We start from the raw sequence: 23,317 nt of genomic DNA, 5'->3' as shown, positions 1-23,317 counted from the left end.
TTATTCCCGTGCCTCCACCCTTTTCCGCGATATTTCTTCAGCCATACCATGCCCACATACCGTTCCAAAACTTCCACCGCCGGCCGCAACATGGCAGGTGCGCGCTCGCTGTGGCGCGCCACCGGCATGAAAGACGACGATTTCTCGAAGCCGATCATCGCGGTCGTCAACTCGTTCACGCAGTTCGTGCCCGGGCACGTGCACCTGAAGGATCTCGGCCAGCTCGTCGCGCGCGAGATCGAGGCCGCCGGCGGCGTCGCGAAGGAATTCAACACGATCGCGGTCGACGACGGCATCGCGATGGGCCATGACGGCATGCTCTACTCGCTGCCGAGCCGCGACATCATCGCCGACTCGGTCGAGTACATGGTGAACGCGCACTGCGCGGACGCGATGGTCTGCATCTCGAACTGCGACAAGATCACGCCGGGGATGCTGATGGCCGCGATGCGCCTGAACATCCCGGTGATCTTCGTGTCGGGCGGCCCGATGGAAGCCGGCAAGACGCGACTCGCGAACCCGGTCACCAAGGCCATCGAACTGAAGAAGCTCGACCTCGTCGACGCGATGGTGATCGCGGCCGACCAGTCGTATTCGGATGCCGACGTCGCCGAAGTCGAACGTTCGGCGTGCCCGACCTGCGGTTCGTGCTCGGGCATGTTCACCGCGAACTCGATGAACTGCCTGACCGAAGCGCTCGGCCTGTCGCTGCCCGGCAACGGCACGGTCGTCGCGACGCACGCCGATCGCGAGCAGCTGTTCAAGCGCGCCGGCCGCCGCATCGTCGAGCTGACCCGCCAGCACTACGAGCAGGACGACCTGCGCGTGCTGCCGCGCTCGGTCGGCTTCAAGGCGTTCGAGAACGCGATGACGCTCGACATCGCGATGGGTGGTTCGACCAACACGATCCTGCACCTGCTGGCGATCGCGCAGGAAGCCGGCATCGACTTCACGATGAAGGACATCGATCGCCTGTCGCGCAGCGTGCCGCAGCTGTGCAAGGTCGCGCCGAACACGAACAAGTACCACATCGAGGACGTGCACCGTGCCGGCGGCATCATGGCGATCCTCGGCGAGCTCGACCGCGCCGGCAAGCTGCACACCGACGTGCCGACCGTGCACGCGCCGTCGCTGAAGGACGCGCTCGACCAGTGGGACATCGTCCGCACCGAAGACGAAGCGGTCCGCACGTTCTACCTGGCCGGCCCGGCCGGGATCCCGACGCAGGTCGCGTTCAGCCAGGACACGCGCTGGCCGAGCCTCGACCTCGACCGCGCCGAAGGCTGCATCCGCTCGTACGAGCATGCGTTCTCGAAGGAAGGCGGCCTCGCCGTGCTGACCGGCAACATCGCGCTCGACGGCTGCGTGGTGAAGACGGCCGGCGTCGATGAAAGCATCCTCGTGTTCGAGGGCTCGGCCCACGTGACCGAGTCGCAGGACGAAGCGGTCGAGAACATCCTGAACGACAAGGTCAAGGCCGGCGACGTCGTGATTGTCCGCTACGAAGGCCCGAAGGGCGGCCCCGGCATGCAGGAAATGCTGTACCCGACGAGCTACATCAAGTCGAAGGGCCTCGGCAAGGCATGCGCGCTGCTGACCGACGGCCGCTTCTCGGGCGGCACGTCGGGCCTGTCGATCGGTCACTGCTCGCCGGAAGCGGCGGCGGGCGGCGCGATCGGCCTCGTGCGCGACGGCGACAAGATCCGCATCGACATCCCGAACCGCACGATCGACGTGCTCGTTTCGGACGAGGAGCTCGCACGGCGCCGCGAGGAGCAGAACGCGAAGGGCTGGAAACCGGCGCAACCGCGCCCGCGCAAGGTGTCCGCCGCGCTGAAGGCCTATGCGAAGCTGGTGATGTCGGCCGACAAGGGCGCCGTGCGCGACCTGTCGCTGCTCGACGACTGACGCGCGGCGGCGGGCCGCACGACGGGCCCGCCCGCCTCGATCGGGAGCCGCTCTCCGGAGCGGCATCGGACTGCTGACGAACCCCACGTTTTTCGGAGCGTGGGGTTTCGTTTTTCCAGGAACAGGCTTGCAGGGGCGTGGTGAGCGGGCCGGCCGATCCGTTTTTCGTCCGGCGCAGGCCAAGGGCCGCGGCACCGCTGCCGTCGGCCGGTCAACGGCGAAACTCGTCGCTGCTCCCCCCACCGCCGCCACCGCCGTGGTTCCCGCCGCCGTTTCCGCCGCCCTGCGGCCGTGCGCCGCCGTAACCCCCACCACCCTGATGCGTCGGCGGCACCATCATCCGGGCCGCGCCACCGCCCGGTGCGGGCGGTGACGATGGCGGCGGTGGCGCCGGCTGACGGGCAGCCGCGCCAGGCATCTGCGCGGGCGCGGCCTGCGGCGCCGGCGCGCGGTTCGGGCCGTTCCAGCCGCCGCGCGTGGCCGACGGCCGTGCATCATGCCGCTCGGGCGGCTCGCCGCCCGGCGCGCGCTGAACCGGCCCGCCCGGCTGCGGGCGCCCGTAGGCCGGCGGCATCCCGCCGGGGCCGATGCGCGGCTCGGCACGATGCTCCCAGCGGTCGCGATCGTGAAACCACGGCCGGTGGCGGTAGTAGCGATCCCAGTACGCGCCGATCGCGAACCCGGTCACCGGCACGCCGATGATCGCGCCGTATTCGAGCAACGGCACGTAATTGCCCTGATACGGATAGTCGAGCTGCTCCGCGTCGATCCAGCCGCGCACGCCCGGCAGCGCGACGTCGCACCATGAGTAATCGCTCAGGCAGCCGAACACGTCCAGCGCGGTGCCGGGCGGGACCTCCGCGACGACCGGATAATCGGGCGCCGGCCCCGCATAGATTTCGGCCCCGGAATTCGTATAGGCGCTGCTTTGCGCGTCGGCGAGGCCCGGTATCGCGGCGAGACCGAACAGGACGACGCACAGTCTTCGGATGATCGTGTTGCTCATGTTGCTCTCCCGCGCGGTGCCGCCGCGCGTCGGTCAATGTCGATGGCCCCCGCCCCAATGCCCGCCTCCCCAGTGGCCGCCGCCCCAGGGACGGCGCCAGTACCCGCCGCGGTAGCCGCCGCCCCAATGCCCCCAGAAGCCGAGGCCGATCGTGACGGGCGGCCCGTACCAGCCCGGGTAATACGCGGGATAGTAGGCCGGGTAAGGCACATAGACCGGCGCGGCATATACCGGAGCCGGCGCGTCGGCGTAATCGTCCGCCGGCGGCGGCACGGCCGGCACCGCGGGTGTCGACGGGGCAACCGGCCCGGCATTTGCCGGCGCTGCCGGGAGTTCGCGCTGCGAAACCGTGGCAGGCGCGGGTGCGTAATACGGCGCATAGCCGTACGGGCTCGTGTAATAACAACCGCTCAGCGCGAGCATGGCCAGTGCCATGACGGCAGGCCTCGCGGCGGAAATCGGGTTCATTTCATGCTCCGAAGGAATCCGCGCGTCGCTGCGTGGCGCGCGCCTGACTCTAGCTTACGTCCCCCGCATATTTCTGCGGGTTTGATCCGTTACTTTTTGTTTCCACGGGTCGAATCCGGGTCGCAACCGGGCGGGCATGCCGCATGCTCGCGCGTCAGCCGCGCCGACGTTGAAGTTGACGCAAATGCCCTCAACTTGAATATCGAGTCAGGCTGGCCGGCGCGGACGGGCGTTCGCGGCCTCCGGGAGCCTGAAACCCGCGGACTTCGGCCCGCCCAGACAGGAACGCGGCTCACGCCGTCATCGACATGACTACGCCACGCCCCACGCTTCGGGCGGACACGCCCCTCGATCCGATCATCCAGCTGCTGGCGCTCGCCGGCGAACAGGGTTATCTGACGCACGCCGACCTCGTCGACGCGCTGCCGCCGGAAAGCGACAGCCCCGACGCGCTGGACGTCGTGCGCGCCGCGCTCGCAGACATCGGCATCGCCGTGCTCGACGAGCCGGCCGCGCCGGTGCCGTTCGCGGGCGCGGCGCCGGTCGACGTCGATCGCGACGCGCTCGACGAGGGCCGTGCGCTGCTCGGCGATCTGGCCCGCGGCACGAGCGCATCGACCGATCCGCTCGCGCTCTACATGCGGCGCATCCATGCGGTGCCCCTGCTCAAGCGCGAGGACGAAATCGTGCTGGCCCGCGAGATCGAAACGGGCCGCCATCAGATCCTGCACGCGCTCGCCGGCTGTCCGGCGGCCGTCGAGGCGCTGCTCGCGCGCCACGGCGCGACGGGCGCAACCGGCGCGGCCGCCAACGAAGGCGATGACATCGGCGACGGCGAAGGCAACGCACCGGTGCCTGCACGCTACGACACGCTGCAGGACGCGGTGACGGCCGTGCGCCGCGCATTGCACGCGCAGGGCTGCCGCTCGGCCGAATACCGCGACGCGCGCAACCGCCTGGCCGCGCTGCTCGGTTCGCTCGCGTGGGTGGCACCGGCCGTCGACGACGCAAGCCGCGTCGTGCGCGCACTGGCCGCCGCGCCGGTCGACGCCGCGACGGACGCCGCCGCGGGCACCGACGCCGCGTGCTTCGACACGGTCGCGCGGCGTGCGCTCGGCGCCGCGCTGAGCGACGGCCAGCAGAAGGTGCGCGACGGTACGCGCGCGATGCTCGAGGCGAACCTGCGGCTCGTGCTGTCGATCGCGCGCAAGTACATGAACCGCGGCGTCGACCTGCCCGACCTCGTGCAGGACGGCTGCCTCGGCCTGATGCGCGCGATCGAGAAGTTCGAATACCGGCGCGGCTTCAAGTTCTCGACCTACGCGACCTGGTGGATCCGGCAGGCGGTCGCGCGCGCGGTGGCCGATCGCGCGCGCACGATCCGCGTACCGGTGCACGTCGGCGACCAGTACCAGCGCGTGCATCGGCACGCACTGCGCTTCCGCCAGCGCACCGGCCGGCGCGCGACGCCGGCCGAACTCGCGGCCGAAACCGGGCTCGCCGAGGACAAGCTGCGCGCGGTGCTCACGCTCCCTGCCGAGCCGGTGTCGCTCGACACGCCGCTGCCCGACGCGGACGCCGGCCTCGTCGACCTGATAGAGGACCAGGCATCGGCGAGCCCGTTCGAGCAGCTGGCCGACACGCGGATGCGCGAATGCGTGACGTCGCTGCTGCGCTCGGTCACGCCGGCCGAGGCCGACGTGCTGCGCCGCCGGTTCGGCCTCGGCGGCGCCGAGCCCGACACCTACGACGCGATCGCGCAGGACGCGGGCATGTCGCGCGAACGCGTGCGGCAGATCGAGAAGCGCGCGCTCGCCGCGCTGCGCACGGCCGCGGAGGCGGAAGGCGCGCAGACGTTCCTCGAAGCGTGACGCATCGCACGTTCGTGCCGCGACCCGGCACGAACGTGCGCGGCCCGCTTCCGCCTGTGCAACGTTTGCTATTGATGCACATCAAGTTTTGTTCGTCGCCGGCCCTGACAATGTGTTGAAATAAAAAAATGCGACCGGCGCGTTATCCGCCGTGTCCATTCCGTTTGCACATCCCCGGGCTCCGCACATGCAAACGACCATCGGCCAGACACACGAGGAAAACCGGCAAATCGCGGCCTGCCTGCGCGAAGCCGCGCAGTTGCTTGCCGAACAGGGGGCGAATCCTTATCGGGTTGCCGCCTACCGCGCGTCGGCCGACACGATCGCCTCGCTCGAAGACGGCATCCGCACCCGCTTCGACGCGGGCGGCGTCGATTCGCTCGCCGCACTGCCGGAGATCGGCACGGGCGTCGCCCAGGCGATCGCCGAACTGCTGGTGACCGGACGCTGGCGCCTGCTCGACCGGCTGCGCGGCGACGCGGAGCGCGCGTCCGCATTCGAAGCCGTGCCGGGCATCGGCCACGCGCTCGCGCTGCGGATTCACGACCAGTTGCACATCGATACGCTCGAGGATCTCGAACGCGCGGCCCGCAGCGGCCAGCTCGAAGCGATCGCGGGCGTCGGCCCGCGTCGCGCGGCCGGCATCCGCGCGGCGCTCGACGACGTGCTGACCCGGCGCCGGCGCTGGCAAGGCCACGCGCGCAACGCCGATCTCGGCACGGAGCCGCCGGTCGAGCTGCTGCTGTATATCGACCGCCTGTACCGCAACAAGGCCGCCGCCGGCATCCTGCCCACGCTCGTGTCGCGTCGGCTGAACGCGGACCTGAGCGTTCAGCCGCCCGTGATGCACATGACGAAAGGCGGCTGGCATTTCACCGCGCTGTGCCCGTATCCCGTTCGCCCGCAGGAGTCCACCCGCACCGCCGACTGGGTCGCGCTCTACTTCTACGATGCGCTGCAATGCGAGTACCAGAGGACGGTCGTCACCGAAACGCTCGGCTCGCTCGTCGGCAAGCGCATCGTGCGCGGACGCGAGATGGAGTGTCGTGTGTATTACGCGGGATGATCCGCTCGGGGGCGCCGGCCGCCGCGGTACGGCCGCCCCGCCGCCCGCCCGCGCGCGCCGTTCCGGCAAACCGGACCGCTTGACCGCTTACGTGCCGTCCGTCTTCGTGCGGCGCACCGGATGACGATGCGCGGCGATGCGCAGCAGCTTGCGGAACGACGGACACTCGAGATGACTCGGCGCCGGGCACACGGCCGCATGTCGCAACGCATCGCGCACCGCGCCGAGACGGCGGATCGTGCGGTCGAGCTCGTCGGCCTTGTCGTCGAGTTTCGCGCGATCGAGCGCGAGCCGGCCGTCCGCGCCGAACATCGCGACGATGTCGTCCAGCGAAAAGCCGGCCTCGCGGCCGAGCGCGATCAACGCCAGGCGCTCCAGCACCGATTCGTCATACTGGCGCCGCAGCCCGTGACGGCCGGTCGGCACGATCAATCCCTTTTCCTCGTAGTAGCGCAGCGTCGACGCGGGCAATCCCGAGCGGCGCGCGACATCGGCGATGTCCAGACGGCTCATGCTTGATCTCAAGTGAACTTGAGGTTGCAAGATAGCGGCCCGCCCCCTCCGACACAAGCCCGGACCGCCCCGCCGTTGTCGCAGCCGCCCCGCCGTTGCCGGCCGATTCGGCGGCGCCGCGCCCGCGCCCGCGTCATTCGCCGCCGCTGTCGATCAGGTTGTGACGCACGCGCCCGAGCAGGCGCACGAGCGTGTCGCGCTCGTCGCGCGTGAAACCGCGCAGCCCGTCGTCGGTGACGGTGTCGCCCACTTCCAGCATCTGCGGAAAGATCTCGCGCGACTTGTCGGTCAGCCGGATCACGAACGCGCGGCGATCGTCGTCGTTCGCGATGCGTTCGATCCACCCGCAGCTTTCCATCCGGTCGAGCAGCCGCGTCAACGAGATCGGCGTGATCTCGAGCCATTCCGCGAGCCGCGCCTGATTCATCTCGCCCTTCCATGTCAGGTACGCGAGCACGCGGCTTTGCGCGCGCGTCAGCCCGATGCGCTTCGCGCGCCGGTCGAACAGGCGTCCTTGCAGGCGGGCCACGTCGGAAATCAGGTAACCGATCCGGTTCTCGTAGGTCTTGTCCATGCGGCGATTATAGGGGCAGGCCGCGAATGACCCCCGGCTCGGATCAAGCGATGAGCACAAACATAATAAGCATGCTTATAATTCGAGCCATACCGGATCGCCGCCCACGGCGACCGCCCCACGGAGACACCCGCTTGAATCCCGCCGCCGACGCCCCCGCCTCGCCGCCCGCCCTCAATCGGCCGATGCTGACCCTGTCGATCATGCTCGCGACGCTGATCCAGACGCTCGACAGCACGATCGCGAACGTCGCGCTGCCGCACATGCAGGGCACGCTGTCCGCGTCGCAGGACGAAATCACCTGGGTACTGACTTCCTACATCGTCGCCGCGGCGATCGCGACGCCGCTGACCGGCTGGCTGTCCGACCGGCTCAGCATGAAACGGCTGCTGACGATCTCGATCGCGGGCTTCACGATCGCGTCCGCGCTGTGCGGGCTGTCCGAGTCGCTCGTGCAGATCGTCGGCGCGCGGCTGCTGCAAGGCGTGTTCGGCGCTGCGCTGGTGCCGCTGTCGCAGTCGATCCTGCTCGACATCAACCCGCGCGAGAAACAGGGCCAGGCGATGGCGATCTGGGGGATGGGCGTGATGGTCGGCCCGATCCTCGGTCCGACGCTCGGCGGCTGGCTCACCGACAGCTACAACTGGCGCTGGGTGTTCTTCATCAACGTGCCGATCGGCGCGTTCGCACTGGCGGGCGTGCTGACCTTCCTGCCCGCGCGCGCGCCGCGCCCGCACGTGAAATTCGACGCGTTCGGCTTCGCGACGCTCGCGCTCGCGATCGGTGCGTTCCAGGCGATGCTCGACCGCGGCGAACAGCTCGACTGGTTCGGTTCGTACGAGATCCGCATCGAGGCGCTCGTCGCGGCGCTGAGCTTCGCGTTCTTCCTCGTGCATACGGCGACCGTCGGCAAGGCCTCGTTCTTCAAGTCGGAATTGCTGCGCGACCCGAACTTCGCGACCGGCACGCTGTTCATCTTCGTCGTCGGCGCGGTGCTGTACGCAACGCGCGCGCTGCTGCCGCCGATGCTGCAGAACCTGATGGGCTATCCGGTCGCGACGACGGGGCTCGTCACCGCGCCGAGCGGCGCGGGCACGATGATCGCGATGCTGTTCGTCGGACGATTGCTGAAATACGTGGACGCGCGGGCGCTGCTGCTCGCCGGGCTGGCGATTTCCGCGCTCGCGCTGTGGCAGATGATGCAGTACACGATCGTGCTGTCCGAGGCGGACATCGTGTGGCCCGGGGTGGTCCAGGGCTTCGGCCTGGGGCTCGTGTTCGTGCCGCTGAGCGCGCTGTCGTTCTCGACGCTGCAGCCCGAGCTGCGCGCGGACGGCACGGCCACCTACAGCCTGATGCGCAACATCGGCAGCAGTATCGGCATCTCGATCGTCCAGACGCTGATGACGCGCAACACGCAGGTCGCGCATGCCGACCTCGCGACCCACATCACGCCGTTCGACCCGGCCGTGCAGGCGATGGCCGGCAGCCACGTCGACATCGCGCTGCTCGACCGCACGATCAACCAGCAGGCCGCGATGATCGCCTACCTGAACGACTTCAAGCTGATGTTCGTCGCGACGCTGCTGATGATCCCGCTGTTGCTGCTGATCCGGCCGCCGCAGAAAACGGCGAGCGTCGACGTCGCGCACGCGGCGATGGATTGACTCAGTGCGGCGGGCACCTGCCCGCCGCGGGCCGCGACGTCAGGCCTTCATCGTCCCGGTGCGCACATAGCGCTCGTGCCACGACAGCGCCTCGGCGAGCAGATGCGGCGTGTGCTTGCCGAAGCTCTCGCGCGACGCGCGCTCGAAGTAGTCCTCGAGCATCGGCCGGTAGTCGGGATGCGCGCAGGTCGCGATGATCTTGCGCGCGCGCTGCTTCGGCGACAGGCCGCGCAGGTCGGCGAGCCCCTGCTCGGTGACGACCACCGCGACGTCGTGCTCCGTATGGTCCACGTGGCTCGCCATCGGCACGATCCGCGAGATCGCGCCGCCCTTCGCGGTACTCGCCGACATGAAGCACGACAGGTAGCCGTTGCGCGCGAAGTCGCCCGAGCCGCCGATGCCGTTCTGGATCTTCGTGCCCATCACGTGCGTCGAGTTCACGTTGCCGTAGATGTCGGCCTCGATCATCCCGTTCATCGCGATGCAGCCGAGGCGGCGCACGAGTTCCGGATGGTTGCTGATCTCCTGCGGGCGCAGCAGGATCTTTTCGCGGAACGTCGCGATCTCGTCCGCGAAGCGCTGCACCGCGGCCGGGCTCAGCGACAACGCCGTGGCCGACGCGAAGCTCAACGTGCCGTCGTCGAGCAGGTCGAGCATGCCGTCCTGGATCACTTCGGTGTACGCGGTCAGGTTCGAGAAGCCGGCGGAGCTGAGTTCCGCGAGCACCGCGTTCGTGATGTTGCCGACGCCCGACTGCAGCGGCAGCAGGTTTTCAGGCAGGCGGCCGCGCTTCACCTCGTGGCGCAGGAAGTCGATCAGTTGCAGCGCGATCTGCTTCGACGTGGCGTCCGGCGCAGAGAATGCGTTGCTGCGGTCCGGCGCGTCGGTCTCGACGATCGCGACGATCTTCTCGGCCGGGCAGCGCAGGTACGGCTCGCCGATCCGGTCGTCGCTTTTCGTCAGCGGAATCGGCTTGCGGTGCGGCGGCAGCGCGGTGCCGTAATAGACGTCGTGCATCCCGTCGAGGCCGAGCGGCTGACGCGCGTTGACTTCGAGGATCACGTGCTTCGCCTGCTCGAGCCACGTCTTGTTGTTGCCGATCGACGCGGACGGAATCAGCAGCCCGTCCTCGCGGATACCCGCGACTTCGACGATCGCGACGTCGAGGTCGCCGTACAGCCCGAACCATGCGTATTGCGCGACGTGGCTCAGGTGGACGTCCTGGTAGTCGACTTCGCCGTTGTTGATCTTGTCGCGCAGCGTCGGGTCGGACTGGTACGGCAGGCGCATCGAGATGCCGTTGGTGCGGGCGAGCGCGCCGTCGAGTTCCGGCGCGGTCGATGCGCCGGTCAGCACGTTGATCCGGAAGTCCTCGCCGCGCGCGTGGGCCGCGTCGATGTGGGCGGCGAGCGCGGCGGGCACGGCCTTCGGATAGCCGGAACCGGTGAAGCCGCTCATGGCGACGGTCATGCCGGGGCGGATCAGCGCGGCGGCTTCGTCGGCGGTGCGGACGAGCGAACGCAGGGCGGGAGCGAGGATGCGTGAAGAAGACATGGCTGTATATCTGACGCTTTTGGTCTGTCGTTGACGTCGCGGGGGGTGTCTCCTGGGCGACGCGAAGCCCTTGGGGCCGCGAGGGGCGGCCCGGCACCACGGGCACGGTCGGAGTATCGCAGAGGCCATCGCCGCGAAATGTCCGTTGAATGCAAAAGATACTTGCCGAATGCGCCGGGTATCGAACGGCCGTTCTGTGACAGGGCGCGGCCGCGCATCGAATCCGCTCGAAAGGTACGCGAAAGCGGACCGCCAGTTTGCCGCGCCCGGATTGCAAGCTGCTGAACGGCAATCGATCGATATCTTCCCGGATTGATCGCGTAAACGCGGGGAATCCGCACGCGACGGCCGATCGGCGACCGCCGCGGCCGATTGTCGCCCGACGCGGCTTTCGCGGGCCTGATGCACATCAACGCGACGACGCGCGCGGAGCGCCGCCGCGCCCGCGCGCAAGGCCCGTCCGCCCTTGACAGCCGCGCGACGCGAACCACACTGAAGCTGGTAAGGCCCGCCTGTGCGAACGCCGTTTCGCGCATCCGGTTCGCAACCGGGCGATGTCCGGAATACGCGGTAACACTCCCGTATGTCAGGACATTGATCGAATAAAAAGCAACAAATTACAATTCCGTATATATTTCGCCGATGGACCAAAGAAAAACCGCCACACGTTCCGAACCGCCCCTGCCACGCACCTGGGATGCGCGGCTCGCGCGCTCGCTCGTACGCCCGCTGATCGACACGCCCGTCACCCCGAATCACCTCACTACCCTTCGTCTGCTGATCGGCCTCGCCGGTGCCTGGTGCCTCGCGCAAGGCGGCTTCGGCTGGATCAACGCGGGGGCATTCCTGATCGTGCTGTCGAACTTCGTCGACCACACCGACGGCGAACTCGCGCGCATCAGCGGCAAGTCCAGCAAGATCGGTCACTTTTACGACCTCGCGGCCGACGCGCTCGTGACGGTCGCGCTGTTCGTCAGCATGGGCCTCGGCATCGTCGCCCAGGGCGGCCAGATGGCCGCGTCGCCGGTGCTGCTCGGCGCGGTGGCCGGCGCGGCCGTCGCGCTGATCTTCTTCCTGCGCATGCGGATCGAATCGATCGCCGGCAAGGCCGGCACCAAGCAGGCGTTCGCCGGCGGCTTCGAGACGGAAGACGTGCTCTACCTGCTGCCGATCGTGACGCTCGTCGACGGCGTGCAGCCGTTCCTGCTCGCGGCATCGATCGGCGCCCCGCTGTTCGCCGCGTGGGTCGTGATCGACTGGTGGCGCATCGTCCGCCGCGGCAATCTCCCGCAGAACCCTACCGAAATCCAGGTTTCCAAATGACTCCTAGCACGCGCGACGACTCCGTGCTGAGCCCGGCACGCCCCGCGCCTGCGCGCGCGGCAGCGGCCGATCCCGATCGCACCGTGGCCGACTGCGTCGGCCGTCTCGACCTCGACCGCCTGCGCGGCGACTACACGCGCCAGGGCTCGTTCCTGTACCTCGACGCATTCCTGCCGGCCGACGCACACGCGAAGCTCGCGGCCGCCGCCCGCGCGATGCAGGCCGGCCTGAACCGCAATTACCTGCCCGGCCACAAGCAGGGCGGCAGCGTGAGCCGGCACACGATCGACGAGCAGGCGCCGTACATCGCGGAGCTGTACCGCTCGAAGGCGCTGATCGGCTTCCTCGAGAAGGTCACCGGCGACAAGCTGATGCTGTCGCCGGACGACGATCCGCATGCGTATGCGCTGTATTACTACACGAAGCCGGGCGACCACATCGGCTGGCACTACGACACGTCGTATTACGACGGCCGCCGCTACACGCTGCTGATCGGCGTGATCGACGAGTCGTCGTGCCGGCTCGACTACGAGCTGCATACGCGCAATCCCGACGTGCCCGACGAACCGGGTTCCGTGCAGATCGCCGACGGCGGCATCGTGCTGTTCGACGGCGACAAGCTGCGCCATCGCGTCACGCCGCTCGGCCAGAACGAGACGCGCGTGTCGCTCACGTTCGAATACGTGACCAACCCCGGCATGCGGCCGTGGAAGCGCTTCATCTCGAACATGAAGGACGCGATCGCATATTTCGGTTTCCGCCAGGTGTTCAAGCAGCTGGCTACGCGCCGGTCGAGCGGGTCATGACACGCGCCGGCCTGATCCTGCTGTCCCTCGGAACGGCACTGTTCGTCGCCCTGCTCGCGTGGCAGGGCGTCGGCGCGGTCGCGTCGACGTTCCTCGCGGCCGGCTGGGGCCTCGCGCTCGTCGCGGCATTCCACGTCGTCCCGCTCGTGATCGACGCGCTGGCGATCTCGGTGATGTTCCGCCGCGGCCAGCCGGGCGCCGAGCTCGGCAACGCGCTGCGCGCGCGCTGGGTCGGCGAATCGGTGAACAGCCTGCTGCCCGCCGGGCAGATCGGCGGCCCGGTGCTGATGGTGCGCCACCTCGCGCAGCGCGGCACGCGGATGGCCGATGCGGCCGCCGCGGTCACCGTCAGCACGACGATGCAGGCGCTCGCGCAGATGGCGTTCGCGCTGATCGGCATCGCCACGTTCAGCGTGTATGCGACGCACGAGTCGGTCGCTCACCTGCGCACGCCGGCGCTGATCGCCACCGGCGTGCTCGGCGCGCTGGCCGTCGCGTTCTACGCGGCGCAGCGGCGCGGGCTGTTCGGCCGCGGGTTGCGTCTCGCGTCGAAGCTGCTCGGCCCGCGCGACTGGTCGTCGCTCGCGACCCGCGCGGACGCGATCGACGACGCGGTCGGCGCGCTGTACCGCGATCGCGCGAAGGTCGCGAAGACCTTCGCATTGAGCCTCGCCGGCTGGATCGTCGGCACCGCCGAAGTGTGGCTCGCGCTGCACTTCCTCGGGCACCCGGTCAGCTGGCTCGACGCGCTGCTGCTCGAGAGCGTCGGCCAGGCGATTCGCGGTGCGGCGTTCGCGATCCCGGGCTCGCTCGGTGCACAGGAAGGCGGTTACCTGCTGCTCGCCCCGCTGGTCGGCCTGCCGCCCGACGCGGCGCTCGCGCTGTCGCTCGCGAAGCGCGCGCGCGAACTCGCGCTCGGCCTGCCCGGCCTGCTCTATCTGCATTTCAGTGAAAGAAACTGGCAGCGGCGCCGTGCGCCGCAGCCCATCGCCGACTGATCGTTCAGATCCGCCGGCTTTTTGGTTGGAGAACCCATGCGAGCCATCATTCTTGCGGCAGGCCTCGGCTTGCGCCTGCAACAACCGCCCGAGGCGCAATTCCCGAAGTGCCTGCTGCGCTTCGACGACGTGTCGCTGCTCGAGCGCCATCTGCGTGTGCTCGACGCCGCGGGCGTCGATGAAATCGTGCTCGGGCTCGGCTTTCAGCACGAGAAGGTCGAGCAGGAACTGAAGCGCCTCGGCCGCACCGCCGAGATCGTGATCAACGAGCGCTATGACCTCGGCAGCGTGCTGACCGTGCACACCGTCGCCGACGCGATGACGCGCGGCGGCGACGTGCTGCTGATGGACGCCGACGTGCTGTACGACGAGAACATCCTGCACGCGCTGGTCGCCGATGCCGACAAGTCGGTCGACCGCCTGCTGATCGATCGCGACTTCGAGGCCGGCGACGAGCCCGTCAAGCTGTGCCTGAAGAACGGCGTGCCGGTCGAGCTGCGCAAGCAGCTCGCGGTCGACCTCGACTACGACACGATCGGCGAGTCGGTCGGCTTCTTCCGCTTCACCGAAGGCACCGCGCGCCGCCTCGCGAAAATCGTCGCGGGCTACGTCGACAGCGGCCGCGCGAACATGCCGCACGAGGAAGCCGTGCGCGACCTGCTGCTCGAAGGCGGCCACGCGTTCGACGTCGCCGACGTCACGGGTTCGCCGTGGATCGAGATCGACTTCCCGAACGACGTCGCACGCGCGACACAAGAAATTCTCCCCCTGATTCAACGCACGACCGCCGGAGCCGCACGATGAACGCACGCGAACCCAACTTCTCCGAATCGCGCAGCGCACGCCTGCGCCGCATGCTCGTCAGCAGCGAACTCGAATTCCTGATGGAAGCGCACAACGGCCTGTCCGCGCGCATCGTCCGCGAAGCGGGCTTCAAGGGGATCTGGGCATCGGGCCTCGCGATCTCCGCGCAGTTCGGCGTGCGCGACAACAACGAGGCAAGCTGGACGCAGGTCGTCGACGTGCTCGAGTTCATGGCCGACGCGAGCGACCTGCCGATCCTGCTCGACGGCGACACCGGCTACGGCAACTTCAACAACGTGCGCCGCCTCGTGAAGAAGCTCGAGCAGCGCGGCATCGCCGGCGTCTGTATCGAGGACAAGCAGTTCCCGAAGACCAACAGCTTCATCGGCGGCGAGCGCCAGCCGCTCGCGGAAATCGACGAGTTCTGCGGCAAGATCAAGGCCGGCAAGGATTCGCAGACCGATCCCGACTTCTCGATCGTCGCGCGTGTCGAAGCGCTGATCGCAGGCTGGGGGATGGACGAGGCGCTGCGTCGCGCGAACGCGTACGCGGAAGCCGGCGCCGACGCAATCCTGATCCACAGCAAGCTGTCGCGCCCGGACGAGATCCTGCAGTTCGCGCGCGAATGGAGCGGCAAGGCGCCGCTCGTGATCGTACCGACCAAGTACTACAGCACGCCGACCGACGTGTTCCGCCAGGCCGGCATCAGCACCGTGATCTGGGCGAACCACCTGATCCGCGCGTCGGCATCCGCGATGCAGGCGACCGCGCGCGAGATCCACGAGAGCGAAACGCTGATCAACGTCGAGGACCGCGTTGCATCGGTCAACGAGATCTTCCGCCTGCAGGACGCCGACGAGTACTCGGCCGCCGAGCGCATCTACCTGTCGTCGTCGTCGCGCGCGTCGAACGCCGCGATCGTGCTCGCCGCGAGCCGCGGCAAGGGCCTCGAAGCCGTCACCGAAGACAAGCCGAAGGTCATGCTGCCGGTCGCCGGCAAGCCGTTGCTGCGCTGGCTCGTCGACGGCTTCAAGACGCACGGCGTGAACGACATCACCGTGGTCGGCGGCTATCGCGCCGACGCGATCGACACGTCGGGCATCAAGCTCGTGGTCAACGAACGCCATGCGCAGACGGGCGAACTCGTGTCGCTCGCATGTGCGGCCGAACGCCTGACCGGCGACACCGTGATCTCGTACGGCGACCTGCTGTTCCGCAGCTACATCGTGCGCGACCTCGCGGAGAGCGAGGCCGAGTTCAGCGTCGTCGTCGATTCGTCGCTCACGGAAACCAACCAGAGCGTGCGCGACTTCGCGCTGTGCTCGGCGGCGGACGACCGCGGCCTGTTCGGCCAGAAGACGTATCTGCAACGTGTGTCGAGCGACGTCGCCGCCGGCACGCCGCACGGCCGCTGGATCGGTCTCCTGAACGTGCGCGGCGCGGGCGTCGACCGCCTGAAGGCGATGCTCGCGACGCTGCAGGCACGCCCCGATTTCGACACGCTCGACATCCCGTCGCTGCTCAACGAGCTGATCGCCGCCGGCGAGAAGATCGAGGTGCAGTACGTGCACGGCCACTGGCGCGGCGTCAACGATCTGGAAGACTTCCGCCGCGCGGGCGACTTCGCGCACGGCCAGACGCCGCTGTCCGAGCCGGGCGCCGGCAACGGGAGCGCGCAATGATCGAAGCGGCCCAGTTCGTCGAGGTCGCGCGCGAACGCGGTTTCGACTGGTACGCGGGCGTGCCCTGCTCGTACCTGACGCCGTTCATCAACTACGTGCTGCAGGACCCGACGCTGCACTACGTGTCGGCCGCGAACGAAGGCGACGCGGTCGCGCTGATCGCGGGCGCCACGCTCGGCGGCAAGCGCGGGATCGCGATGATGCAGAACTCAGGGCTCGGCAACGCGGTGAGCCCGCTCACGTCGCTGACCTGGACGTTCCGGCTGCCGCAGCTGCTGATCGTCACGTGGCGCGGCCAGCCGGGTGTCGCCGACGAGCCGCAGCACGCGCTGATGGGGCCGATCACGCCGGCGATGCTCGACACGATGGAGATCCCGTGGGAGACGTTCCCGACCGACCCCGAACAGGTCGGCCCGGCGCTCGACCGCGCGATCGCGCACATGGACGCGACGGGCCGCCCGTACGCGCTCGTGATGCAGAAAGGCAGCGTCGCGCCTTATGAGCTGAAGGCGAACCCGGCGGCAGCGCCGCGCGCGCATGTCGCCGCGCAAGCGTCGTCGCGTGCCGCGTCGGCCGACGCGTGGCCGACCCGCCACGACGCGCTGCAGCGCGTGATCGCGCACACGCCGGTCGATTCGACCGTCGTGCTCGCGTCGACCGGCTTCTGCGGCCGCGAGCTCTATGCGATCGACGACCGCCCGAACCAGCTGTACATGGTCGGCTCGATGGGCTGCGTGACGCCGCTCGCGCTGGGTCTCGCGCTCGCGCGCCCCGACCTGCGCGTGGTGGCCGTCGACGGCGACGGCGCCGCGCTGATGCGCATGGGCGTGTTCGCGACGCTCGGCACCTACGGCCCGGCCAACCTCACGCACGTGCTGCTCGACAACGGCGCACACGAATCGACGGGCGGCCAGGCGACCGTGTCGCAGCATGTGTCGTTCGCGGGTGTCGCGGCCGCATGCGGCTATGCGTCGGCCGTCGAAGGCGACACGCTCGACGTGCTCGATGCAACGCTCGCCGCGCGGGCCGACGGTGCGCAGTTCGTGCGCGTGGCGATCCGCACGGGCGTGCCCGACGGCCTGCCCCGCCCGACCGTCACGCCGGTCGAGGTCAAGACCCGCCTGATGCGGCATATCGGCGCCGCACAGGCTGAAGCCCACGCCGAAGGAGCTCATTGATGCTGCTGCTGAATCCCGGCCCGGTCACGCTCACCGAACGCGTGCGCCGCAGCCTGCTGCAACCCGACCTGTGCCATCGCGAAAGCGAATTCTTCGATCTGCAGGATGAAGCGCGTGCGCGCCTCGTCGCCGCGTACGAGCTCGATCCGGCCGAGTGGGCCGCCGTGCTGATGACCGGCTCGGGCACCGCCGCCGTCGAGAGCATGATCGCGGCGCTCGTGCCGCAGGACGGCAAGCTGCTCGTGATCGAGAACGGCGTGTACGGCGAGCGCATCACGCAGATCGCGACGCAGTACGGAATCGCGCACGAGGTGGTGAAGCACGAATGGATGCAGGCGCCCGATCTCGCGCAGATCGCCGCGCGTCTCGACGCGGGCGGTTATTCGCACGTCGCGGTGATTCATCACGAAACGACGACGGGCCGGCTGAACGACCTCGGCGCGATCGCCGACGTGTGCCGTGCGCGCGGCGTGAAGATGCTCGTCGACGGCGTCAGCAGCTTCGGCGCCGAAGCGATCGACTTCGCCGGCGGCGTGATCGACGCGGTCGCCGCGACCGCGAACAAGTGCCTGCACGGCGTGCCGGGCGCCGCGTTCGTGATCGTGCGCCGCAGCGCGCTCGCGAAGGCGGCGAGCCGCACGTATTACCTTGATCTCGGCCGGCTCGCGAAGCTGCAGGATCAGCGCAATACGCCGTTCACGCCGTCCGTGCACGCGTACTACGCGCTCGTCGAGGCGCTGCGCGAGTTCGATGAGGCCGGCGGCTGGCGTGCGCGGCATGCGCACTACAAGGCGCTCGCCGATCAGGCGCAGGCCGGGCTCGCGGCGCGCGGGATGTCGCTCGTGCTGCCGGAAGGCGCGTCGTCGGTCGTGCTGCGTGCGTACCGGCTGCCGCAAGGCGTCACGTACGAGACGCTGCACGACGGGCTGAAGGCGCGCGGCTTCGTGATTTATGCGGGGCAAGGCGGGTTGTCGAAGGAACTGTTCCGGATCTCGACGATGGGCGCGATTCAATCGGCTGATGTCGAGCGGTTGCTGGAGGGGTTTGCCGCGTTGACGCAATGAACGTTGCTCACCCCTTCATCCGTAAGAGGCCCGCAAGGGCCTTTTTTGTTGTTCGGGAAGTAGCGTGAGCATCGACGTGTCACCCCTGCCCGCAGCCGTTCGACTTGCCGCCACGCAGCCCCGATGCCGTCATGGCACTCAACTCTTTTCCGAACCTGTCGTTAACGCAGGATGGCCGCTCTTGAGAAGGCGATGCTCCGGCGTTTGGGTGCGCTGGACATCGGATCGTCGAATGGGGTGCCGGGGGTCACGGCACCGCGCTCGCCGCCACGATGCCTCGAGCGACGGGGCAATACCCCGCTTGCGAATTCGATGAGTACGCAACCATTCGAGGCGAGCGGAATCAGGTCTTGCCGGCCGCCGCAGACGAGCCCGCAGGTTGCCGGATCACCATGCGCCGGCAAGGTTTTTTCGTGTTGGTTAGAAAATGTATCCGAACAGCTACGATGTTCCGATCGCGCGCCTGATCGCGCGTCAGATTCTATCTTGCGCACCCGCCACACCGGTGCGGGAGGTCGCGCGACGCATGTTCGCCGAGCACTGCAGCTCGATCGTCGTGATGCAGGATGACCAGGTCGTCGGGATCTGGACCGAGCATGATGCACTGTCGGCCAGCGACAATCCGCGCGGGCTCGATCGGCCGGTCAGCGAGGTGATGAGCCATCCGGTGCTGACGCTCGAGGCCGATACGCCGCTGGGTGAAGCTGCGATGAAGTTCACGCAGTCGGGCGTGCGGCACTTCGTGGTGGTCCGGGATGGCGTCGCGATCGGTGTGCTGACGCAGACCGACGTCGTCGTGAACCAGGGGCCGGAATTTTTCCTCCACCTGAAGCCGATCGAATCGATCTCCGTCCATCCGCCCGTCGTAGTGCCCGAGCATGCCGCGCTGCACGCAGTCATCGCGCAGATGCGCGCGCAACGGCTCGATGCGATCCTCGTCGGCTACGACGACGGCGAGCGCGGCATCCTGACCGAACGGGACGTCGTCCGGCTCCTGGCGGACGGCGGAACCCAAGGCGCGGTCGGCGCCTTCGCCAGCAAGCCGCTGCAGATGCTGTCCGCCCGGCAGAGTCTGTATGCCGCGCAGCGCTTCATGACCGAGCACAATATGCGACACGTCGGCATCCAGGACGAGGACGGCAGGCTCACCGGGCTGCTCTGTTTCGCGGACGTGCTGCAGAGCATAGAGCACGAATACGCGAACGAGCTGCGCAGCGCCCTGCGCGAGCGCGACGAAGCACTGGGTCTCGCCCGCTTCAACCTGCGCATGGCGGATCGGGTGTTCGAATCGGCGCTCGAAGGCATCATGGTGACCGACCGGCACGCGAAGATCGAGCGCGTCAACCGGGCCTTCACGCGCCTGACCGGGTACACCGAGGACGAAGTGATCGGGCGCAACCCAAGCATGCTGAGTTCAGGGCGCCAGACGCCCGAGTTCTACAAGCAGCTGTGGCATTCGCTAACGACCGATGGCCACTGGCAAGGCGAAATCTGGAATCGCCGCAAGACCGGCGAGCTGTTTCTCGAATATCTGACGATCACCAGCATTCGCGACAACGCAGGCGGGATCTCCCACTACGCGGCGATCTTTTCCGACATCACGCAGCGGCGCCAGGCGGAAGAGCGGCTGGGCTATCTCGCCACGCACGACGTGCTAACCAATCTCGCGAACCGGGCGCTGTTCGAGGAGCGGCTCGCGCACGCGATCGTCCAGGCGAAGCGGCTCGGTCGCAAGGTCGCGGTGATGTACCTCGATCTCGACCGCTTCAAGCTGGTCAACGATACGCTCGGCCACAACGCCGGCGACGAGGTGTTGAAGATCGTCGCGGGACGCATCGTCGCCGAAGTGCTCGCGAACGACACTGTGGCACGCATGGGCGGTGACGAATTCGCGCTCGTGCTGGAGGAGTTCGACGACGTCCGCGACGTCGGGCGCATTGCGCGCACGCTGCTCGACGAAGTGGCGCGGCCCATCGATATCGGTGGCCACGAAATCTTCGTGACACCGAGCATCGGCATCAGCATCTATCCTGACGACGGGATCGAGGCGGAGCACTTGATCCTGCTTGCGGACCAGGCGATGTACGGCGCGAAGAGTCGCGGCAGGAACGTGTTCCAGTTCTTCGAGAGCAAGATGACGTCGTCGGCGATCGAGCAGCTGGATATGCTCGGTGAATTGCACCGCGCGCTCGAGCAGAATGAATTCCGCCTGTTCTACCAGCCGCAATACGATCTGACCAGCGGCCGGATCGTCGGCGTGGAGGCGTTGCTGCGCTGGTTGCATCCACGCAGGGGGCTCGTACCGCCGGGCGACTTCATCGGGCTCGCGGAGCGGTCCGCGCTGATCGTCCCGATCGGCCGATGGGTGCTCCATGAAGCCTGCCGCCAGGCGTGCCGATGGCTCGACGCGGGCTTCGAGTTCGGGCGTGTGGCGGTGAACGTGTCGGCACGGCAATGCCTTACCGACCATTTCCTCAGCGACCTGACGACCATCCTCAGCGAAACCGCGTTGCCGACCGAATGCTTACAGCTCGAGTTGCTCGAAAGCATGGCGATGAACACCCGCGAGGAAATCGGCATCCTGCTGCGCGAACTGGCGATCCGGGGGATCAGCCTGGCGATCGACGATTTCGGTACGGGATATTCGTCGCTGGTGTATCTGAAGGATCTGCCCGTCGATACGCTGAAGATCGATCGGTCGTTCCTCACGGACTGCGGTTCGGGCAGCACGGACGATGCGATCGTGCGCGCGATCGTTGCAATGGGCCGCGCGCTCGGGCTCGATGTCGTGATGGAGGGCGTAGAGACGGAAAAACAACTGGCCTTCCTGCAGGAGATCGGTTGCCATCAGGGGCAAGGTTTCCTGTTCGCGCGGCCACAGCCCGCCGACCAGTTCGTCGGGATCTTGTCGCGCCACAGCGCGAAATTGCTGGTGGAGTGAGCCTTTCCGGCAGCGGGCACATGCGACTGCAAGCAATGATCAGAGATCTCCACGCACTTCGCCGGTTCCCAACCCGCTGCGCTGCCGGTTGACTTCCGCCCACTGCTCATCGCTGTCGTCATTGCGCAGCACGACCTTCCAGTCCGGTTGATTGTCGGTCACGTCGAAGTATTCCAGGATTTCCCGGCGAACCGCGTCGACGAACTGCGCGCATTCCGCTTTGGCCCGTGCAAAGGCCCCATGATTGGATTGAACAGCGGCAATTGGCCGACGCTCGCCTGACGTCAACAGCGCGTCAATACCGGCGGCGTCAAGCCAGCGCAGTCTCCACGGGACGGCGGGGCGAGAATGGCAGGGTCGGTCCATAGCCGAAGCGCATGACGATATCAGGCCGTCGCCGGCTGGTATCGCCGACGATGCCTGCCAGATGCGGACGAAGGCGAGCGACCTCGACGGGCTGATTGACGAAGGCGACCTTGATCCCAAGGTTTGTCGCTGTCAGCGCGAAGCGCTGACAGGCCTGGCCGACCCTGATCCAATGCGTCTTGTCTTCCCGATCGCCAACAAACACGGCAATGCCTGCCGACGAATCGATTTGGCGGGCATATTTGTCGTTCTCGGTTCGGGTGTCAAAGAACCGTTCGAACGCAAAGCGTCCAAGGGAGCTCGGCAGCACTGGATTCCCGCTTGCAGCGGAGAACAGGCCATCGCCCGACGACATGGCGCTGCGTGGGTTGAACCGGATCCATCGCTTCAGTTCGCTCATGAAAGCCGAATCCGCCATTTGAATGTCGTTGGCGGCTACCACCAGATCTCTGACCTTGTCGATCCCCATTCGGTCGGTGATGAGGGTCAAGTGAACGCCGGGCGTGGCAGCCGTCCGCTCGAGGAACGCGAGATCGGCGGCAGGAACGGCACGCCCGTCATATTCCGCGCGCGTCGATTGTCGTTTGGCAATTGCGGCAAAAAGCGAACTCGCCCTCATCGATCCGCGTACGAATGCATAACGTGCGCCGTCTCCGCCGGAAGCCATCTGAACCTCTCCAGGCCAGCCCGTTGCTGCAGCCGAGATGGCGAGGTTTTCCGCCGCGCATCCAAGGCTCACAAACAGATGATGGTCGTCCGGGTCGACAGCGGGTGTGCGGCGCGAGAGGTCCGGCAGAATGTCGATGAACCCGTCGCCGACATGAAACCGCCAAGGCTGCGTGTTGTGGCTGTTGGCGGCAAGTGTCGCATAGCGGATGAGGCCGCCAAGGCTCGGCGGCATTGTCAGAGCCGCACGCAGGCGCTTTGCATAGGCCTGATAGTCGGCCATCGATCCCACGGACGACATCCAGGCAGTCGCGCCGCCTGCCAGCATCAAGGCGCCGCCGGCGCCGACGAAGAAAGTTCGCCTGTCCATGCCAAATTCCCGTAAGTTGTCGCGGCTGCCGTGCCAGAGTGCGGCGCGCATGCAGTGACTTGACGCGCAATGTTGCTCGCGTGCAGCGCCAATGGAAAATTCGCAACGCCCCTTTGGACTGCGATTCCGAGCCCCCAGCGCAGCCCCAAATCCTCCACAGCGAGACTTACTGAAAACCGCCACGGCGACACGCGACTCGGCACGCATCCAGACGCAAAGGCAATTCCCTTCATCGCTTGAATTCTCAACACCCGTATCTCCGCACCGGGCCGTTTTCGGCGCGCGTTGTCGACTATCTAGCCTGCCACGTCAACCTGTGTCAGGCAAATGCCGGCTCCGTTGATCTGAGTCAATTGCGGTCGGCGTGAATCGCGGCCTGCGCGGCAGGTCGTGCAGGCGGGCCGCTCACGCTTGCGCGCCGTGCGTCTCGAAGTCGGTCATCTTCGGTATTTGATTTGCATCAAGCGCCGGATGACCCGGTGGGACAGGATA

The 23,317-nt window shown here is 67.7% G+C and carries 18 protein-coding genes and 1 pseudogene; 12 read left to right on the top strand and 7 right to left on the bottom strand.

What is annotated here, in order from left to right:
- The first annotated feature begins 48 nt into the window (after positions 1-48).
- The gene (ilvD, locus tag DIE04_RS00160) at positions 49-1,908 is read left to right on the top strand and encodes a dihydroxy-acid dehydratase (protein ID WP_044842880.1); all 1,860 of its coding nucleotides are present in this window, start codon (positions 49-51) and stop codon (positions 1,906-1,908) included.
- Positions 1,909-2,119: 211 nt separating this feature from the next.
- On the opposite strand, the gene DIE04_RS00155 is transcribed toward ilvD, so the two are convergent.
- Positions 2,120-2,914 carry an SH3 domain-containing protein gene (locus tag DIE04_RS00155; RefSeq protein ID WP_124519675.1) on the bottom strand — a complete coding sequence of 265 codons (795 nt, stop codon included), beginning with the start codon at positions 2,912-2,914 and terminating at the stop codon, positions 2,120-2,122.
- Positions 2,915-2,947: 33 nt separating this feature from the next.
- Positions 2,948-3,382, bottom strand: coding sequence for a hypothetical protein (locus DIE04_RS00150; protein WP_124519889.1), 435 nt, complete (start codon positions 3,380-3,382; stop codon positions 2,948-2,950).
- Positions 3,383-3,690: 308 nt separating this feature from the next.
- Between DIE04_RS00150 and DIE04_RS00145 the strand changes: the two genes are divergently transcribed.
- Positions 3,691-5,253 (top strand): sigma-70 family RNA polymerase sigma factor, encoded by a 1,563-nt coding sequence (locus tag DIE04_RS00145; RefSeq protein ID WP_124519677.1) that lies wholly within the window; start codon positions 3,691-3,693, stop codon positions 5,251-5,253.
- Positions 5,254-5,440: 187 nt separating this feature from the next.
- Complete coding sequence (locus DIE04_RS00140; RefSeq protein ID WP_124519678.1) at positions 5,441-6,319, top strand: helix-hairpin-helix domain-containing protein; 879 nt, start codon at positions 5,441-5,443, stop codon at positions 6,317-6,319.
- Between the two features lie 87 nt (positions 6,320-6,406).
- Here the strand turns inward: DIE04_RS00140 and DIE04_RS00135 are convergent, their stop codons facing one another.
- Both DIE04_RS00135 and DIE04_RS00130 read right to left on the bottom strand, forming a co-directional pair.
- The gene (locus tag DIE04_RS00135) at positions 6,407-6,832 is read right to left on the bottom strand and encodes a helix-turn-helix domain-containing protein (protein WP_044843992.1); all 426 of its coding nucleotides are present in this window, start codon (positions 6,830-6,832) and stop codon (positions 6,407-6,409) included.
- Positions 6,833-6,965: 133 nt separating this feature from the next.
- Positions 6,966-7,406, bottom strand: a complete 441-nt coding sequence (locus DIE04_RS00130) for a MarR family winged helix-turn-helix transcriptional regulator (protein ID WP_124485029.1) — start codon at positions 7,404-7,406, stop codon at positions 6,966-6,968.
- 134 nt (positions 7,407-7,540) lie between these two features.
- Here DIE04_RS00130 and DIE04_RS00125 point away from each other — a divergent pair, with 134 nt between their 5' ends.
- Positions 7,541-9,073 carry a DHA2 family efflux MFS transporter permease subunit gene (locus DIE04_RS00125; RefSeq protein WP_124485030.1) on the top strand — a complete coding sequence of 511 codons (1,533 nt, stop codon included), beginning with the start codon at positions 7,541-7,543 and terminating at the stop codon, positions 9,071-9,073.
- Positions 9,074-9,112: 39 nt separating this feature from the next.
- Here the strand turns inward: DIE04_RS00125 and DIE04_RS00120 are convergent, their stop codons facing one another.
- Positions 9,113-10,627 (bottom strand): acetyl-CoA hydrolase/transferase family protein, encoded by a 1,515-nt coding sequence (locus DIE04_RS00120; RefSeq protein ID WP_044843989.1) that lies wholly within the window; start codon positions 10,625-10,627, stop codon positions 9,113-9,115.
- Positions 10,628-11,269: 642 nt separating this feature from the next.
- Here DIE04_RS00120 and DIE04_RS00115 point away from each other — a divergent pair.
- From DIE04_RS00115 to DIE04_RS00080, 8 genes are all read left to right on the top strand, one after another.
- Positions 11,270-11,950 carry a CDP-alcohol phosphatidyltransferase family protein gene (locus tag DIE04_RS00115; RefSeq protein ID WP_124485032.1) on the top strand — a complete coding sequence of 227 codons (681 nt, stop codon included), beginning with the start codon at positions 11,270-11,272 and terminating at the stop codon, positions 11,948-11,950.
- Positions 11,947-12,756, top strand: a complete 810-nt coding sequence (locus DIE04_RS00110; RefSeq protein ID WP_124485033.1) for a 2OG-Fe(II) oxygenase — start codon at positions 11,947-11,949, stop codon at positions 12,754-12,756. The genes DIE04_RS00115 and DIE04_RS00110 overlap by 4 nt, the downstream gene beginning before the upstream one ends.
- Entirely contained in the window at positions 12,753-13,754 is a 1,002-nt protein-coding gene (locus DIE04_RS00105) for an HpnL family protein (RefSeq protein WP_044843986.1), read from the top strand. Before DIE04_RS00110 ends, DIE04_RS00105 begins: the two co-directional genes overlap by 4 nt.
- Positions 13,755-13,790: 36 nt before the next feature.
- A complete protein-coding gene (locus DIE04_RS00100; RefSeq protein ID WP_044843985.1) occupies positions 13,791-14,558 on the top strand; it encodes an NTP transferase domain-containing protein in 768 nt (255 codons plus the stop codon).
- On the top strand, positions 14,555-16,240 hold the full coding sequence (aepX, locus tag DIE04_RS00095) for a phosphoenolpyruvate mutase (RefSeq protein ID WP_124519680.1): 1,686 nt from the start codon (positions 14,555-14,557) through the stop codon (positions 16,238-16,240). Before DIE04_RS00100 ends, aepX begins: the two co-directional genes overlap by 4 nt.
- Positions 16,237-17,418 carry a phosphonopyruvate decarboxylase gene (gene aepY, locus DIE04_RS00090; RefSeq protein ID WP_124519681.1) on the top strand — a complete coding sequence of 394 codons (1,182 nt, stop codon included), beginning with the start codon at positions 16,237-16,239 and terminating at the stop codon, positions 17,416-17,418. The genes aepX and aepY overlap by 4 nt, the downstream gene beginning before the upstream one ends.
- Positions 17,418-18,482 carry a 2-aminoethylphosphonate aminotransferase gene (locus tag DIE04_RS00085; protein WP_124519682.1) on the top strand — a complete coding sequence of 355 codons (1,065 nt, stop codon included), beginning with the start codon at positions 17,418-17,420 and terminating at the stop codon, positions 18,480-18,482. The genes aepY and DIE04_RS00085 overlap by 1 nt, the downstream gene beginning before the upstream one ends.
- A gap of 427 nt (positions 18,483-18,909) precedes the next feature.
- Entirely contained in the window at positions 18,910-21,423 is a 2,514-nt protein-coding gene (locus tag DIE04_RS00080) for an EAL domain-containing protein (RefSeq protein ID WP_124519683.1), read from the top strand.
- Between the two features lie 39 nt (positions 21,424-21,462).
- Here the strand turns inward: DIE04_RS00080 and DIE04_RS00075 are convergent.
- Together DIE04_RS00075 and DIE04_RS00070 are read right to left on the bottom strand one after the other, a co-directional pair.
- Positions 21,463-21,660 (bottom strand): annotated as a pseudogene (locus DIE04_RS00075) (ATP-dependent protease); the annotation flags it as partial.
- 73 nt (positions 21,661-21,733) lie between these two features.
- Positions 21,734-22,876, bottom strand: coding sequence for an Acg family FMN-binding oxidoreductase (locus DIE04_RS00070; protein WP_260426172.1), 1,143 nt, complete (start codon positions 22,874-22,876; stop codon positions 21,734-21,736).
- Between the last annotated feature and the right edge of the window lie 441 nt (positions 22,877-23,317).

The sequence above is a fragment of the Burkholderia sp. Bp8994 genome (assembly GCF_003853805.1).
Taxonomy (GTDB): domain Bacteria; phylum Pseudomonadota; class Gammaproteobacteria; order Burkholderiales; family Burkholderiaceae; genus Burkholderia.
The sequence above is the reverse complement of the archived record's forward strand: the minus strand, read 5'-3'. Positions and strand labels throughout refer to the sequence as shown.